This window comes from Vibrio sp. Isolate25 (genome assembly GCF_022398025.1).
Classification (GTDB): domain Bacteria; phylum Pseudomonadota; class Gammaproteobacteria; order Enterobacterales; family Vibrionaceae; genus Vibrio; species Vibrio coralliilyticus_A.
In genome coordinates, this window is sequence record NZ_JAKEUT010000022.1 from 23,144 (window position 1) to 37,159 (window position 14,016).

The 14,016-nt window shown below is 46.8% G+C and carries 11 protein-coding genes, 1 tRNA gene and 1 rRNA gene; 5 read left to right on the plus strand and 8 right to left on the minus strand.

Annotation, left to right across the window (positions count from 1 at the left end; translation table 11 throughout):
- The first annotated feature begins 109 nt into the window (after nt 1–109).
- Complete coding sequence (locus tag L1D15_RS21240) at nt 110–2,623, plus strand: PBP1A family penicillin-binding protein (RefSeq protein WP_239876957.1); 2,514 nt, start codon at nt 110–112, stop codon at nt 2,621–2,623.
- 50 nt (nt 2,624–2,673) lie between these two features.
- Here the strand turns inward: L1D15_RS21240 and oxyR are convergent, their stop codons facing one another.
- A complete protein-coding gene (gene oxyR, locus L1D15_RS21245; protein WP_239876958.1) occupies nt 2,674–3,564 on the minus strand; it encodes a DNA-binding transcriptional regulator OxyR in 891 nt (296 codons plus the stop codon).
- Nucleotides 3,565–3,737: 173 nt separating this feature from the next.
- On the opposite strand from oxyR, the gene L1D15_RS21250 reads away from it, so the two are divergent.
- Entirely contained in the window at nt 3,738–4,469 is a 732-nt protein-coding gene (locus L1D15_RS21250; RefSeq protein WP_239838580.1) for a redoxin family protein, read from the plus strand.
- A gap of 133 nt (nt 4,470–4,602) precedes the next feature.
- Entirely contained in the window at nt 4,603–6,060 is a 1,458-nt protein-coding gene (locus L1D15_RS21255; protein ID WP_239876959.1) for a dihydrolipoyl dehydrogenase, read from the plus strand.
- 58 nt (nt 6,061–6,118) lie between these two features.
- On the opposite strand, the gene L1D15_RS21260 is transcribed toward L1D15_RS21255, so the two are convergent.
- Complete coding sequence (locus tag L1D15_RS21260) at nt 6,119–6,466, minus strand: RidA family protein (protein ID WP_006957166.1); 348 nt, start codon at nt 6,464–6,466, stop codon at nt 6,119–6,121.
- 64 nt (nt 6,467–6,530) lie between these two features.
- Here L1D15_RS21260 and L1D15_RS21265 point away from each other — a divergent pair, with 64 nt between their 5' ends.
- Nucleotides 6,531–6,791 (plus strand): DUF3624 domain-containing protein, encoded by a 261-nt coding sequence (locus L1D15_RS21265; protein WP_239876960.1) that lies wholly within the window; start codon nt 6,531–6,533, stop codon nt 6,789–6,791.
- A gap of 189 nt (nt 6,792–6,980) precedes the next feature.
- On the opposite strand, the gene argH is transcribed toward L1D15_RS21265, so the two are convergent.
- The 4 genes from argH to argC all read right to left on the minus strand — a co-directional run bounded on the left by argH (nt 6,981) and on the right by argC (nt 12,235).
- On the minus strand, nt 6,981–8,855 hold the full coding sequence (argH, locus tag L1D15_RS21270; protein WP_239876961.1) for an argininosuccinate lyase: 1,875 nt from the start codon (nt 8,853–8,855) through the stop codon (nt 6,981–6,983).
- A 246-nt stretch (nt 8,856–9,101) separates the two neighbouring features.
- Nucleotides 9,102–10,316: an argininosuccinate synthase gene (locus L1D15_RS21275; protein WP_019276996.1), complete on the minus strand. Its 1,215-nt coding sequence runs from the start codon at nt 10,314–10,316 to the stop codon at nt 9,102–9,104.
- Nucleotides 10,317–10,412: 96 nt separating this feature from the next.
- Nucleotides 10,413–11,207: an acetylglutamate kinase gene (argB, locus tag L1D15_RS21280; RefSeq protein WP_239876962.1), complete on the minus strand. Its 795-nt coding sequence runs from the start codon at nt 11,205–11,207 to the stop codon at nt 10,413–10,415.
- A 23-nt stretch (nt 11,208–11,230) separates the two neighbouring features.
- Nucleotides 11,231–12,235, minus strand: a complete 1,005-nt coding sequence (gene argC, locus L1D15_RS21285) for an N-acetyl-gamma-glutamyl-phosphate reductase (RefSeq protein ID WP_239876963.1) — start codon at nt 12,233–12,235, stop codon at nt 11,231–11,233.
- Nucleotides 12,236–12,389: 154 nt separating this feature from the next.
- On the opposite strand from argC, the gene argE reads away from it, so the two are divergent.
- On the plus strand, nt 12,390–13,526 hold the full coding sequence (gene argE / locus L1D15_RS21290; RefSeq protein WP_239876964.1) for an acetylornithine deacetylase: 1,137 nt from the start codon (nt 12,390–12,392) through the stop codon (nt 13,524–13,526).
- A 227-nt stretch (nt 13,527–13,753) separates the two neighbouring features.
- On the opposite strand, the gene L1D15_RS21295 is transcribed toward argE, so the two are convergent.
- Together L1D15_RS21295 and rrf are read right to left on the minus strand one after the other, a co-directional pair.
- Nucleotides 13,754–13,830: transfer RNA gene (locus L1D15_RS21295), tRNA-Asp, on the minus strand.
- Nucleotides 13,831–13,872: 42 nt separating this feature from the next.
- Nucleotides 13,873–13,988, minus strand: a 5S ribosomal RNA gene (gene rrf / locus L1D15_RS21300).
- Nucleotides 13,989–14,016 lie beyond the last annotated feature (28 nt).

Sequence of the window (14,016 nt, forward strand, 5' to 3'; positions counted from 1 at the left end):
CCTCGGCTTAAATCGTTGATTTAGTAAGCACATAAACAGATTTGAGCTACTTTTAGCTTAAACTACCTAGGTTTGCATAACGTAAGCTTAATTAATCAGGGATTCTCCGGTGAAGTTCATAAAGCGATTGTTTATTTTCGTATTGGTTTGCACGGTACTTGGGGTCGGAACCATTTTTGGTTTTTACCTCTACGTAAAACCAGAGTTGCCAGATGTAGCAACTTTAAAAGATGTCAAACTGCAGACACCAATGCAGATATTCAGTCAAGACGGTAAGCTGATCTCTCAGTTTGGTGAAAAGCGCCGCATTCCTGTCACTTACGATGAGATCCCTCAACACCTAATTGAAGCCTTGATCGCGACAGAAGACAGCCGTTTTTACGATCATCCAGGCATCGATCCTATTGGCATTACTCGTGCAGCCGTTGTTGTGGCTCTTTCTGGTTCCGCAAAGCAGGGCGCGAGTACGATCACTCAGCAGCTTGCGCGTAACTTCTTCTTATCTAATGAGAAGAAAATCATGCGTAAAATCAAAGAGATCTTTATCGCGATCCACATTGAGCAACTGCTGAGTAAAGAAGAGATCATGGAACTGTACGTCAACAAGATCTTCTTGGGCTATCGCTCTTACGGCTTTGGGGCCGCCGCTCAGACTTATTTTGGTAAAGATCTTAAAGATCTGACACTGAGTGAGCTTGCGACCTTAGCCGGCATGCCAAAAGCGCCATCGACCATGAACCCTATCTACTCCATCGATCGTGCCACTAATCGACGCAATGTTGTACTCGCGCGTATGTTGGATGAAAAGTACATTACCCAAGATGAATACGATCAAGCTCGCGCTGAAGAGATCATCTCACGTTACCACGGCGCAGAAATCGAGCTTAGTGCTCCCTACGTAGCTGAGCTGGCGCGAGCATGGATGGTGTCACGTTATGGTGAAGAGGCTTACACCTCTGGGATGAATATCTACACAACCATAGATTCAAAACTGCAAGTCGCAGCAAACGAAGCTGCTATCAACAATCTGCTCGCTTATGACCAACGCCATGGATACCGCGGCGCAGAAAAAGTGCTGTGGAAAACCGGACAGACAGCATTGGATGAAGAGCAGATTGACGACACCCTAGACAATGTCCCGACCTACGGCTCTTTACTGCCAGCTGTAGTAACAAAAGTGAGCGCTCAACAAGCAACTGTGTGGGTGAAAAACCAAGGTGAACAAACCATTAACTGGGACGGTATCAAATGGGCGCGTAAGTTCCTGACCGATGATCGCCAAGGCCCAGCTCCGAAGGCAGCAACCGAAGTTCTCGCTGAGGGTGAGCAAATCTGGGTACGCCAGGTAGAAACACCCGTCGAAGAAGGTGAGCCTCAAATAAGCTGGCATCTAAGTCAGGTTCCCAATGCGAATACAGCCTTCGTCGCAATGAACCCAGAAAACGGCGCCGTGATGTCCCTAGTAGGCGGCTTTAACTTCGTACATAGCAAGTTTAACCGTGCGACTCAGTCCATTCGTCAAGTAGGCTCAAGCATCAAACCCTTTATTTATTCAGCAGCGATTGATAAAGGGCTAACGCTAGCCACACTGATCAATGATGCGCCGATTAACCACTGGGATAAAAGCCAAGGTACTGCGTGGCGGCCAAAAAATTCGCCGCCGACCTACATTGGCCCGACCCGCTTACGCATAGGTTTAGCCCAGTCTAAAAACGTGATGGCAATACGTGTTCTGCGTGAAGTGGGTTTAGATGAGACACGTCAATATCTGTCTCGATTTGGATTCGATATTAATCAAGTTCCTCGGTCAGAGACCATTGCATTAGGTGCTGGCAGTTTAACGCCAGTAAAAGTCGCTCAGGGATACTCTGTTTTTGCCAATGGCGGCTACTATGTCGAGCCTTATTACATCAGTAAGGTAGAAGGACCCTTTGGTGATCTTGAGTTTACGGCAACACCTAAAACTATCTGTCGCCAAGATTGTGAAAAGACAAAAACCGTAACCAATGAATACCAAGAGCAGGATGTGGAGCCTGAGGATCAACAGCCACAATATGCTCCACAAGTGATATCAGAACAAACGGCTTTCTTGGTACGTGAAATGATGTACAGCAATACTTGGGGCGGCGGTAACTGGCGTGAAGGTACAGGCTGGAATGGTACGGGATGGCGCGCACAAGAACTAAAACGCCGCGATATCGGTGGTAAAACTGGTACCACTAACGACTCTAAAGACACTTGGTACAGCGGCTATGCGCCGGGTATAGTGGCTACAGTCTGGGTTGGCTTCGATGATCACACTAGGATGTTAGGGAGAACAAAGTCAAATCCAAACTTAAGTAACAACCCTATCACTGGAGCAGAGTCAGGGGCGAAAACCGCACAGCCAGCTTGGGTCGATTTCATGCATACCGCCCTAGCCGATATCCCAGTTCAGCAAAAGGAAATACCTGCGAATATTGTTCGTGTCCGCATTGACCGCAACTCGGGTCTGTTAACCAACAAATTCGACTCCAGCTCGATGTTTGAATACTTTCTTCAAGGGACAGAGCCAACGGAATATGCCACTGATGAAATCACTGACAGCATCTATACCACTGCCGAGAGTGAAGAGCTGTTCTAAATCCTAACTATAAGGGCGAAGACCATGGTCTCTGCCCTTTCTAACTCTGCCTAACTACTTTCTAGCTGGTGCTTAATAGCCAACGCGAGTTGCTCAAAGCGAGACCGCAGCGGCGAGCCCGGGCGATAAGCGAGCACAATACTTCGAGAAGGCACCGGATTGGTCGCTTTGACGTAACACACGCCATCTTTCTGTTTTTCTTTTGGTAAAGACAGTTCAGGCAAAAGAGTAATCCCCGCCCCTGCTGCCACCATATTACGTAATGTTTCTAAGCTGGTCGCTTTAAAGCGTTCGTCATCTTTCGCGCCCGCCGCAAAGCAAAAACCTAAAGCCTGATCACGCAAGCAATGCCCATCACCAAGTGCTAACACGGTTTTACCATTGAGCTCTAACATGTCAATTTCGTCCAGATCTGACCACTCATGTTTACACGGAACAGCAATACTCAAAGGCTCCTCGTACACGGCAATTTCTTTAAAAGGCGCAGTTTCCGCCACCGAAGCTAATACCAAACAATCCAACTTTCCGTCTTCCAACTGGCGTACCAATTGATTGGTCTGAGCTTCATGGAGATAGAGTTCCAAATCGGGAAATTGCTCTTTCAAAGCTGGCACGATTTTGGGTAAAAGGTAAGGACCAAGGGTGGGAATAAAGCCAATATGCATTGGCCCTGTCATTGCTTCACCCTGACCGCTGGCCATATCGCGGAATGTTTTTACTTCAGACAAGATACGTTTGGCCTGATCCACCAGCTGTAGCCCCGCATCCGTAAAAAGGACACGTCGGCTGCTACGCTCCAGCAAGGCCGTTCCCAGCTCATCTTCCAATTTACGAATCTGACCACTCAAGGTTGGCTGACTAACAAAACAAGCTTCAGCCGCCTTACGGAAGTGGTTGTGCTCGGCAAGAGCAACCAGATACTCAAAATCTCGGATATTCATCTTAGTAACCTAACCACCCAAAAAGATAGAAAAAATCTATCAAAACAATAGCATCAAACGATTAGAGCTATCAAAGGAAATTTTTAATAATAAATCCATAGCAAGACAGCAGCTTACGTAAAGCACGCTAAGCTCTAATACGAATGAAATCCAATTTACCCAAAGGTACGATTATGTTTACATCCAAAGAAGGTCAGAACGTTCCACAAGTTACTTTTCCAACTCGCCAAGGCGATGCTTGGGTTAATGTCACCAGCGATGAGTTATTCAAAGGCAAAACCGTGATTCTATTTAGCCTTCCTGGTGCCTTTACTCCAACGTGTTCATCAAGCCATTTACCTCGCTACAATGAGCTATTTCCTGTCTTTAAAGACCATGGCGTTGATGAAATCATCTGTGTTTCGGTTAACGACACCTTTGTTATGAACGCTTGGAAGAGCGACCAAGAAGCTGACAACATCACTTTCCTACCAGATGGTAATGGCGAATTCACTGATGGTATGGGCATGTTGGTTGATAAAAACGATCTTGGTTTTGGCAAGCGCTCATGGCGCTACAGCATGCTAGTTAAAGATGGCGTTGTAGAGAAGATGTTTATTGAGCCAAACGAGCCAGGAGACCCGTTCAAAGTGTCTGATGCTGATACTATGCTGAATTACATCGCACCCGACTACAAAACTCAGGAATCTATTACTGTATTTACTAAGCCGGGCTGCCCTTTCTGTGCTAAGGCGAAACAAAACCTTATCGACCACGGTCTTCAATATGAGGAAGTGATTCTGGGTAAAGACGCAACAACCGTCAGTTTGCGTGCTATTTCAGGTCGCACAACGGTACCTCAAGTTTTCATTGGCGGTAAGCACATTGGTGGCAGCGAAGAGCTTGAATCTTACCTCGGTCAATAAAACGCCTTGATCTTCCGGCTGTTCGACGGCCGGATAAGCTTTTTAAAATCCAGTATCACCTTGGATTTCACCCTTCACATTCGGGTTTCCTCGTTTATCGAGGTAGCCTGGATAAACTAAACGGGAATCTAAAATGAAACAGCTTAATGTTGATGTGGCAGTTATTGGTGGCGGTACAGCAGGTCTTGGCGCATACCGTGCAGCGAAGGCTCATACCTCAAGTGTCGTTATGATAGAGGGCGGTCCTTACGGAACAACCTGTGCTCGTGTCGGTTGCATGCCTTCTAAGCTTCTTATTGCCGCAGCTGAAAGCGTGCATCAGATTGAAAAAGCGCCCGGATTTGGCATTCACCCTCAGGGCGAAACTCGTGTGGATGGCCGCGAAGTAATGGATCGTGTTAAACGCGAGCGCGATCGCTTCGTTGGTTTTGTTCTAGAGAGTGTCGATGAAATTCCAGCAGAGGATAAAGTGTCTGGTTATGCCAAGTTCATAGACAACCACACATTGATGGTGGATGACCATACCCAAATCACGGCTAAACGTATTGTGATTGCAACAGGCTCCCGCCCTGCTTATCCAAGTGTCTGGAATGAGCTAGGGGATCGTTTGGTTATTAATGATGATGTATTTGGTTGGGATGATCTGCCTCAATCCGTGGCTGTGTTTGGCCCGGGGGTAATAGGCCTTGAACTTGGTCAAGCACTGCATCGCCTCGGCGTTAAGGTCAAACTGTTCGGCCTAGGTGGCCAAGTAGGACCACTGACGGACCCTGAAGTGATGGCCTATGCCGACAAAGCGTTTAAAGAAGAGTTTTATCTTGATGCTGACGTGAAAGTCAAAAGTATGCAACGCATAGAGGGTGAAGATAAAGTCGAGATCCAATTCATCAATAACGATGGTAAGCTGGAAAACTTCATTGTTGACTATGTACTTGCAGCAACGGGTCGCCGTCCGAATGTCGATAAGCTGGCAATCGAAAATACTCAAGTTACCCTTGATAAACGAGGCGTACCAACAGCGGATCATTACACACTGCAAACATCAGTAGACCATATTTTTATCGCCGGTGATGCCAGTAATCAAATTCCGTTGCTCCACGAGGCGGCAGATCAAGGCCGAATTGCCGGCGACAATGCTGGTCTCTACCCTGATATCAGACAAGGCCTACGCCGTTCGTCCATCTCAGCGGTATTTTCAGATCCACAGATTGCTATGGTCGGAGAAACATTCAAGCAACTGGAAACTCGACTAGGTAATTGCGGCTGTTTTGAAATCGGCAAAGTATCGTTTGAAAATCAGGGACGCTCTCGGGTCATGCTACGTAACAAGGGGATCTTGCACGTCTATGGAGAGCAAGGAACAGGACGCTTCCTTGGAGCAGAAATGATTGGCCCTAATGCTGAACATCTTGCGCACCTGCTGGCTTGGGCACATCAAAATAAGATGACAGTATCAGAAATGCTCGATATGCCTTTCTATCACCCGGTGATTGAGGAAGGGGTTCGCACAGCTCTGCGCGATCTGAACGCGAAACTGCACTTAGGCCCGGAGATGATTAAACACTGCCTTGACTGTGGACCGGGTTGTTAGCCCTAAGCAGAAAATCAAAAACGAGCCAATTGGCTCGTTTTTTTATCATATAGATTGGCTATTTCTCAGCAGCAATCACGGAGATCTCTACCAACAAAGCTTCACGAGCCATATCTGCAGTAACACAAGCACGAGCTGGAGCGTGACCTTCAGGTACCCATGCATCCCATACCGCATTCATTTCCTGAAAATCTTTCATGTCCTTCAAATAAATCGTCGCAGACAACATATGCTCCTTGTCGCTACCCGCTTCAAGCAGCAACTCTTCAACTTTGTCCAACATAGTTTGCGTCTGCTCAGTAATGCCTTTAGTCGCATCTGCGCACACTTGTCCACATAGGTAAATCGTGCCGTTATGTTTCACGATACGGCTCATACGTTGTTTGGTTTGTTGGCGTTCGATCATTTTTATCACTTTCAAGTTAGCTTGAGATATCATCTAGAGATATGTTACCCAATAAACGACGCTCATGACATGCCACTACTGTAAAAACAGCAACTGGTTCTGGAAAAAAATCGGCCGTTGCCAGCGATGTATGGATCAGCTTACTGTGCTGTCGGTATTGTGCTGGGTCATCTGGTGGTTTGCCTTCAGGGATAACCCTCAAAGCATAGAGTCCATCGCTTTGATCATCGCAGGGTTTGCATTCAACGGCTTGCTATTCCTTCACCTTTGGATGCGCTTTGTCATTTTACCTTGGCGACGCCGAAACAAAAAAAGTAAGAGGTAATGGGTTTTGGGGAAACATTCTCGGTACGAGAAAAGAAAAAAGCCCCAAAATCAATGTCGATTCTGGGGCTCTCTTAGATTCTTCTAAGAAAAAGCAGTGGTACTTTAATAGACCCTGCTTTTCTAATAAGGTTCCCAAATATATTCGATCTTTTTTGATCTTTCTCGAAAACCCTTACCGAACAATAAATTATGCGACATTTGATCGAGCAATCGATTTTTCAACCAAATTCACTTCTAGCGCCACTTCATCACAAGCATGCTGACGAGGGCACTGATCGCAATCTTTAAGCACTTTCTCTGGTAACAGAGATTTCGACGTAGGTAAGAAACTTTGCTTCATAAAGAACTCAGGGGTGCGAGTCAGAACGAACACTTTCTTGATCGCCATCTGGCGAGCTTTTTCCACCAAGTACTGCACAATCGCACTTCCCTGACCTTGCCCTTGCCAGCCAGCTTCAACACCCAATGAACGAATCTCGGCCAGCCCAGAGTCATAAACATAGAGCGATGCACATCCGGTCACCTCACCATGGTGCTCCGCAACCGCGAAAGAGCCAATATCTCTCACCAGTTCACTGCGAGAACGAGGTAAGTTCTCTCCCATATTTGCCCAGTAGGTCACCATACCTTCCAGCGCTTCAATATCCGTTAAACGCGCAGGACGAACATTCACCGCAGAGGTATCCCGTTTGATAAGGCGCCCTTCCGCTTGATCAACCGCATGAGCGACTTGTTTTGGAGAGACCCCACCCAAAGCACTACGTTTCTCAAGGCATGATTCTATTGTCAGTATGCTGTAAACATCTTCTTCTATGACTGAGGAGAACTCTTTCAGTTCCGCAATCGACAGTTCTTCTAACGCACAACCTTTCGCAATGGCCCCCACTACTGCAACACCCACAATATGGTGTGCTTCACGAAATGGGATGCCTTTAGCCACCAGATAATCTGCCAACTCAGTGGCATTCGCATAGCCTTGTTTCGCAGCTTCCAATGTACGTTCACCGTTTACTTTGATGCCATCGAAGCAAAGCGCCGCCATTTCCATACAGTCGTTCCAAGTGTCTAGCGCATCGAACAGCCCTTCCTTGTCTTCCTGCATATCTTTGTTGTAAGCAAGCGGCAATGCTTTCACCGTCATCATCATGCCAGCCAATGAGCCGTAGACACGCCCTGTCTTACCGCGGATCAGCTCCAGCGCATCTGGGTTTTTCTTTTGTGGCATCAACGACGATCCTGAGGTCACAGTATCCGCCAATTCGATAAAGTTAGACTCGCCCGAGTTGTAGAAAATCATATCTTCTGCCAAACGCGACAAGTGAAGCATAGAAATAGAGGCTACCGACATCAGCTCCATGACATGATCACGGTCGGAAACCGAATCCAGTGAGTTACGTGTCGCGCGGCGAAAGCCGAGGTTATGTGCCAACTGCTCTCTGTCGATAGGGTAAGCCGTTCCCGCCAAAGCACCGGAGCCAAGCGGGCAGGTATCTAAACGTTCGATGGCATCATGAAGACGCGAGTAGTCCCGCTCGAACATTTCCACATAAGCCAAACACCAATGAGCAAACGTCACCGGCTGGGCACGTTGCAAATGCGTGTAGCCCGGCAGAACCGTTTCCTGATGCTCTTTCGCGACCGATACCATTTGAGATTGCAGACGGTCCAATGCCATCAGTAGCTGTTGACCTTGCTGACGACACCAGAGTTTAAGGTCAGTCGCGACCTGATCGTTTCTAGAACGGCCTGTGTGCAGTTTTTTGCCTAAGTCACCCACTTTGCCAATCAGTTGTTGCTCAACCCATGAATGGATATCTTCCGCGTCAGAACGAAGGATCTGATGAGGATCTTCCATCACTTCTAGCTTAAGTTCATTCAACGCCAGTTCTAGCTTCTGTTGCTCTTCTTCATTAAGCACATCCACTGATAACAAAGCTTTCGACCAAGCGATTGAGCCCACAATATCTTGTTCTGCCAATCGGTAATCAAAGCGCAATGAATCGTTAAATTCTTTGAATCTCGTGTCTGCTGCTTGGGTAAATCTTCCGCCCCATAATGCCATTGCGTATCTCCTGATTACCGGTGCTCACTGTCAATGCGAACAGTTTTTGATCTATTGCTATTTCTGGGTGAAACCCAGTATTTTTCTGATGGTTCAAACTTACGGCAATTCAAACCAAAAATAAAGTATTAATTCATTATTTATACATATTTATTCATTAGTATTTTAAGTGCTGTTGTTTTGGTTACCAAAAAAAACGAGCCCATTTGCTAGGCAAATGAGCTCGTCAGCTAAATAAGTTAAGGGTTACTTTTTCTGACTGTTCAACGCACGAATACGACTAGACAGTGAGTAAAGGCGAATGAAGCCTTCTGCATGACTTTGATCGTAAACTTCATCTTCACCAAAGGTAGCAAACTCTTCACAATAAAGGCTGTTCACTGAGCGCTTCTGGGTCACCGTAGCTTGACCTTTATACAGCTTAATCACGACTTCACCGTTTACATCTTGAGCCAGCTCTTCTGAAGCAGCGAGAATGGATTTACACAATGGTGTGAACCAACGGCCATCGTACACAAGATGAGAAGCCTTAACGCCTAGCTCTTCACGGAATTCAAATGCGGTCTTATCCAGTACCAGCTGCTCAACGGCACGCAGCGCTTCCATCATAATCGTGCCACCCGGAGTTTCATAACAACCACGAGACTTCATACCAACCAGACGGTTTTCTACAATATCGATACGGCCAACACCATGCTTAGCACCTTTTTCATTCAGGTAAACAAGTGCGTTGTATGGCGTCATGTTTTCACCATCCACACCAACCACTTCACCTTTTTCCACTTTCAGCGTCACGTATTCAGCTTCATTCGGAGCTTGTTCAGGATCGACTGTCCACACCCAGCAATCTTCATTAGGTGCATTCCACGTATTTTCCAGAACGCCACCCTCTGTTGAGATGTGCCACGCATTGGCATCACGTGAATAAATTTTCGTTAGTGAAGCCGTACAAGGAATGTTGCGTTCAGCAAGGTAATCCAGACACTCTTCACGGCTAACCAGGTCCCATTCACGCCAAGGAGCAATCACATGAAGATCAGGGGCCAAAGCGGCAAAAGCGCCTTCAAAACGTACTTGGTCGTTACCTTTACCTGTACAGCCATGACAAAGGGCATCGGCGCCAACTTTACGCGCAACTTCAACCTGAGCTTTCGCAATGATTGGACGAGCCATCGATGTACCCAACAAGTATTTACCTTCGTAGTAAGCACCTGTTTTCAGCGTTGGGTAGATGTAGTCTGCGACCATTTCCTCTTTCAGGTCCGCGACATAACATTCAGATGCACCTGAAGCCTTCGCTTTTGCTTCGATGCCTTCTAATTCTTCTGCACCTTGACCAACATCGGCGACAAACGCGACCACTTCACAATCATAGTTTTCTTTCAACCAAGGGATAATCACTGAAGTATCCAGACCGCCAGAATATGCGACTACTACTTTATTTACTTTTAACTTGCTCATTTTCTTTTCTCCAAAATCCCGGCTCTGCGCGTGGCGGTCAGTGCTACGGGTGACTTTTTCGTTCTTTTTGTTGTGCTCGTGCCTTAACACAAGCGACTAATTGTTAGGTAAAAATTGTGTCCCGATGCTTTGCCCAGCAAACAGCTCTGCGAGCTTTTCTGGATAACGCCAGGTAGCCACTTCTATTGGTCGGCCTAAATCGTTAGCCGCTTCCAGTGCTGCATTGACTTTGACGATCATGCCGTCAGTGATTACCTGCCCATTGATCAAACTTTGTGCTTCTTGCTCATCTAAGCTCTTGATCAGGTGCCCTTTGCCATCCAAAACGCCACTGACGTCTGACAACAAAACAAGCTCAGCATCCAAGGCACCAGCAACGGCAACCGCCGCTTGGTCAGCGTTGACGTTCATCATCTGACCTTCTGCAGTCAGGCCAATTGAGCTAATGATTGGTAATGTATCAGCAGCTAGAATCGCCTGTAACACGGTAGAGTTACCTGGTGTCGCTTTACCAACAGCGCCTAGTTCTGGATCCAACTCTTCAACCTGACACAACCCACCATCAGCAAGGGATAACCCGACAGCATTCAAACCGTCTTTGATCGCCTGCCCCTGAAGCATCTTGTTCGCCGTACCGGCTAAAGCACCTACTATTAAGGGAATTTGCTCATAGGGAGTGACACGAAGTCCGTCTTTTTTCAGCGTTTCAATCTGAAGCTGGGCCATAAGATCGTCCACTAGATAACCTCCTCCATGGACGATCACGATTCGTCGCTGAGCCTGCTTCTGATAGTCAGCAATTGCACTAAAAACCTGACTTAACGTCTCAGTACACGAAAGGGCAGCACCGCCCAATTTGATCACTAATGGAGTTGGTTTGTTATCTGTCATTACTTTTCCCTTTACCGACTTGCTTATACAAGGGCAGTTAACTCTGGAAATCCGTAGTGGATATTTAAACACTGCATCGCTTGACTCGATGCACCTTTAAGCAAGTTATCAATCGCAGAAACGACAATGATATGCTCGCCTTGTACCTTCCAACCAATATCGCAGAAAGGCGTATTTTCAACATGTTGAATACTTGGTAACATCGCTTGGTGCAGGCGCACCGCAGGTTTATTCTCATATGCCGTATTAAATGCTTTTGAGATCTGCTGCTCACTCACTCCGCTAGCTAACTTCATAGTGATGGTCGCAAGGATGCCACGTTTAAAGTTACCTAAGTGAGGGGTGAAAATTACCTCAGTCCCCAGATGAGTCGCGATCTCAGGTTGGTGCCTGTGGCTGAACACACCATAAGGCTGCAAACTCACTTCACAGAAACTGTTGGTCATCGATGCTTTTCGACCAGCTCCCGAGACACCACTGGTTGCATTGATTACTGGCCACTGAACAGAATCCAGCAAACCCGCCTCGACCAAAGGTTTAATCGCAAGCTGTGAGGCTGTTGGGTAACAGCCCGGCACAGCAATGAGCTGGCTGTGTTTAATAGCGTTGTGGTTCCACTCAGCAAGACCGTAAGCTGCGCTATCTAGCCAATCTTCATGTTGATGCTCAAAGCCATAAAATTCGTTATAGAAGCCGTGTTTCTTAACTCGGAAAGCGCCCGACAAGTCGAATACCTGGCAACCTTGTGTCAAAAACGTAGGCGCGATGTCGTGGCTGACCTCATGGGCAGTAGCAAGAAAAACCACATCGCTTTCCGCCGCTACAGCATTGATATCTTTCAAAGGCTCTACAGGCTGACTGATAATACCCGCCAGTTTTCCATGTAGCTCAGAGATACATTTACCGGCATCAACACTATTGGCGGATACAAATAAACCTGATAGCGTAAGTTGTGGGTGTTTATACACCATCAGTGCTAACTCAGCTCCGGTATAACCGCTGGCGCCAATAATTGTAGTTTTGAGCATCTCAGACATCCATTAAGACCTTAAAATCATCACTCAATCAGTGACTATAAATTTAATAAACCTAGCTTTTAATGGTTTTTTATTCATTAAAACTGATTTATTATGTGTTTTACCTTCATTATTGATTTATGTCAACAGGCAAAGCGAACTTAATATGCAAATACCCAGTTTTCTTGAGGTCTACAAGGGCCTGATTTCTACCTCTTCCATCAGTTCAACCGATCCGAGTTGGGATGAAGGGAATGCAAAAGTCATTGAAAAGCTTGCCAGTTGGATGCAAGACATAGGTTTTGAAGTCGACATCATCGAAGTCGAAACCGGGAAGTTTAATCTGCTAGGCAAAATTGGAAGCGGTGAAGGAGGGCTATTGCTGGCTGGTCACAGCGATACAGTACCTTTCGATGAAGGCCGCTGGAATTACGAACCTCACGCCCTCACCGAAGCGAATAACCGCTTTTATGGTCTAGGAACGGCTGATATGAAAGGTTTCTTTGCTTTCATTCTTGAAGCAGTAAAGAAGGTTGACTGGAGTAAACAAAGTAAGCCGTTATATGTCTTAGCGACTTGTGATGAAGAGACGACCATGCTCGGTGCGCGTCATTTTACCGATAACGCACCATTCAAGCCAGACTATTGCATTATCGGGGAGCCTACTAGTTTGGTTCCGATACGAGGCCATAAAGGCCATGTTGCCAATGCTATTCGAGTCACAGGCAAATCTGGTCATTCATCAGATCCGGCCTTAGGGGTCAACGCTATTGAAATCATGCATGAAATCCTTTTTGCCATGATGCAGTTGCGTGACAAGCTCATCAAAGAGTATCATCATCCTGGGTTCGCGATTCCAAGCCCAACACTTAACCTTGGCCACATTCACGGTGGAGACAGCGCTAACCGCATCTGTGGTTGTTGTGAGCTTCATTATGACGTACGCCCTCTGCCTGGAATAAGCCTTGATGGCTTGGATAACATGCTTCGTGGCGCCTTAAAAGAAATCGAGGCCAAATGGCCTGGCCGGATTGATATAACGCCTCTACACGAACCGATTCCTGGTTACGAATGTCAGCATGATCATCCTTTTATAGGAGGTGTAGAAGAGATATGTGGCACTGACTCAGAAACTGTCAATTACTGTACTGAAGCGCCCTTCCTTCAACAGCTATGTCCAACGCTAGTCCTTGGCCCGGGGTCTATTGACCAAGCTCACCAACCGGATGAATTTCTGGCGTTTGAATTTATCGACCCTACTGTCGAGATACTTTCCAAGGCTATGTATAAATATTGCTTCTAGCCAACCTAAGGCGAGTACTTCAGCACTCATTTCCAGATACAAACAAGCCCGTTGCGTCAGCAACGGGCTTTAAATTTCAGTTCGATTGGGTTTCTCAATAAGTCGCTGACGGTGGGAGCGCCTAGTTCGAGTTTGCTCTCAAGCGGGGCTCATTGGTTACAGACCAACAATAATACTGCAGATACGAAAAAGCCCTAACATGACTGTTAGGGCTTTCTCTTAAGAAGTGGCGGAGTGGACGGGACTCGAACCCGCGACCCCCGGCGTGACAGGCCGGTATTCTAACCAACTGAACTACCACTCCGCAGTGGCAAACACGTTCTACAACGTGGTTCCTTAATTTAAAGCCTGGCGATGTCCTACTCTCACATGGGGAAACCCCACACTACCATCGGCGCTATTGCGTTTCACTTCTGAGTTCGGCATGGAATCAGGTGGGTCCACAACGCTATGGTCGCCAAGCAAATTCTTTATCAATTTGCTCGCAAAT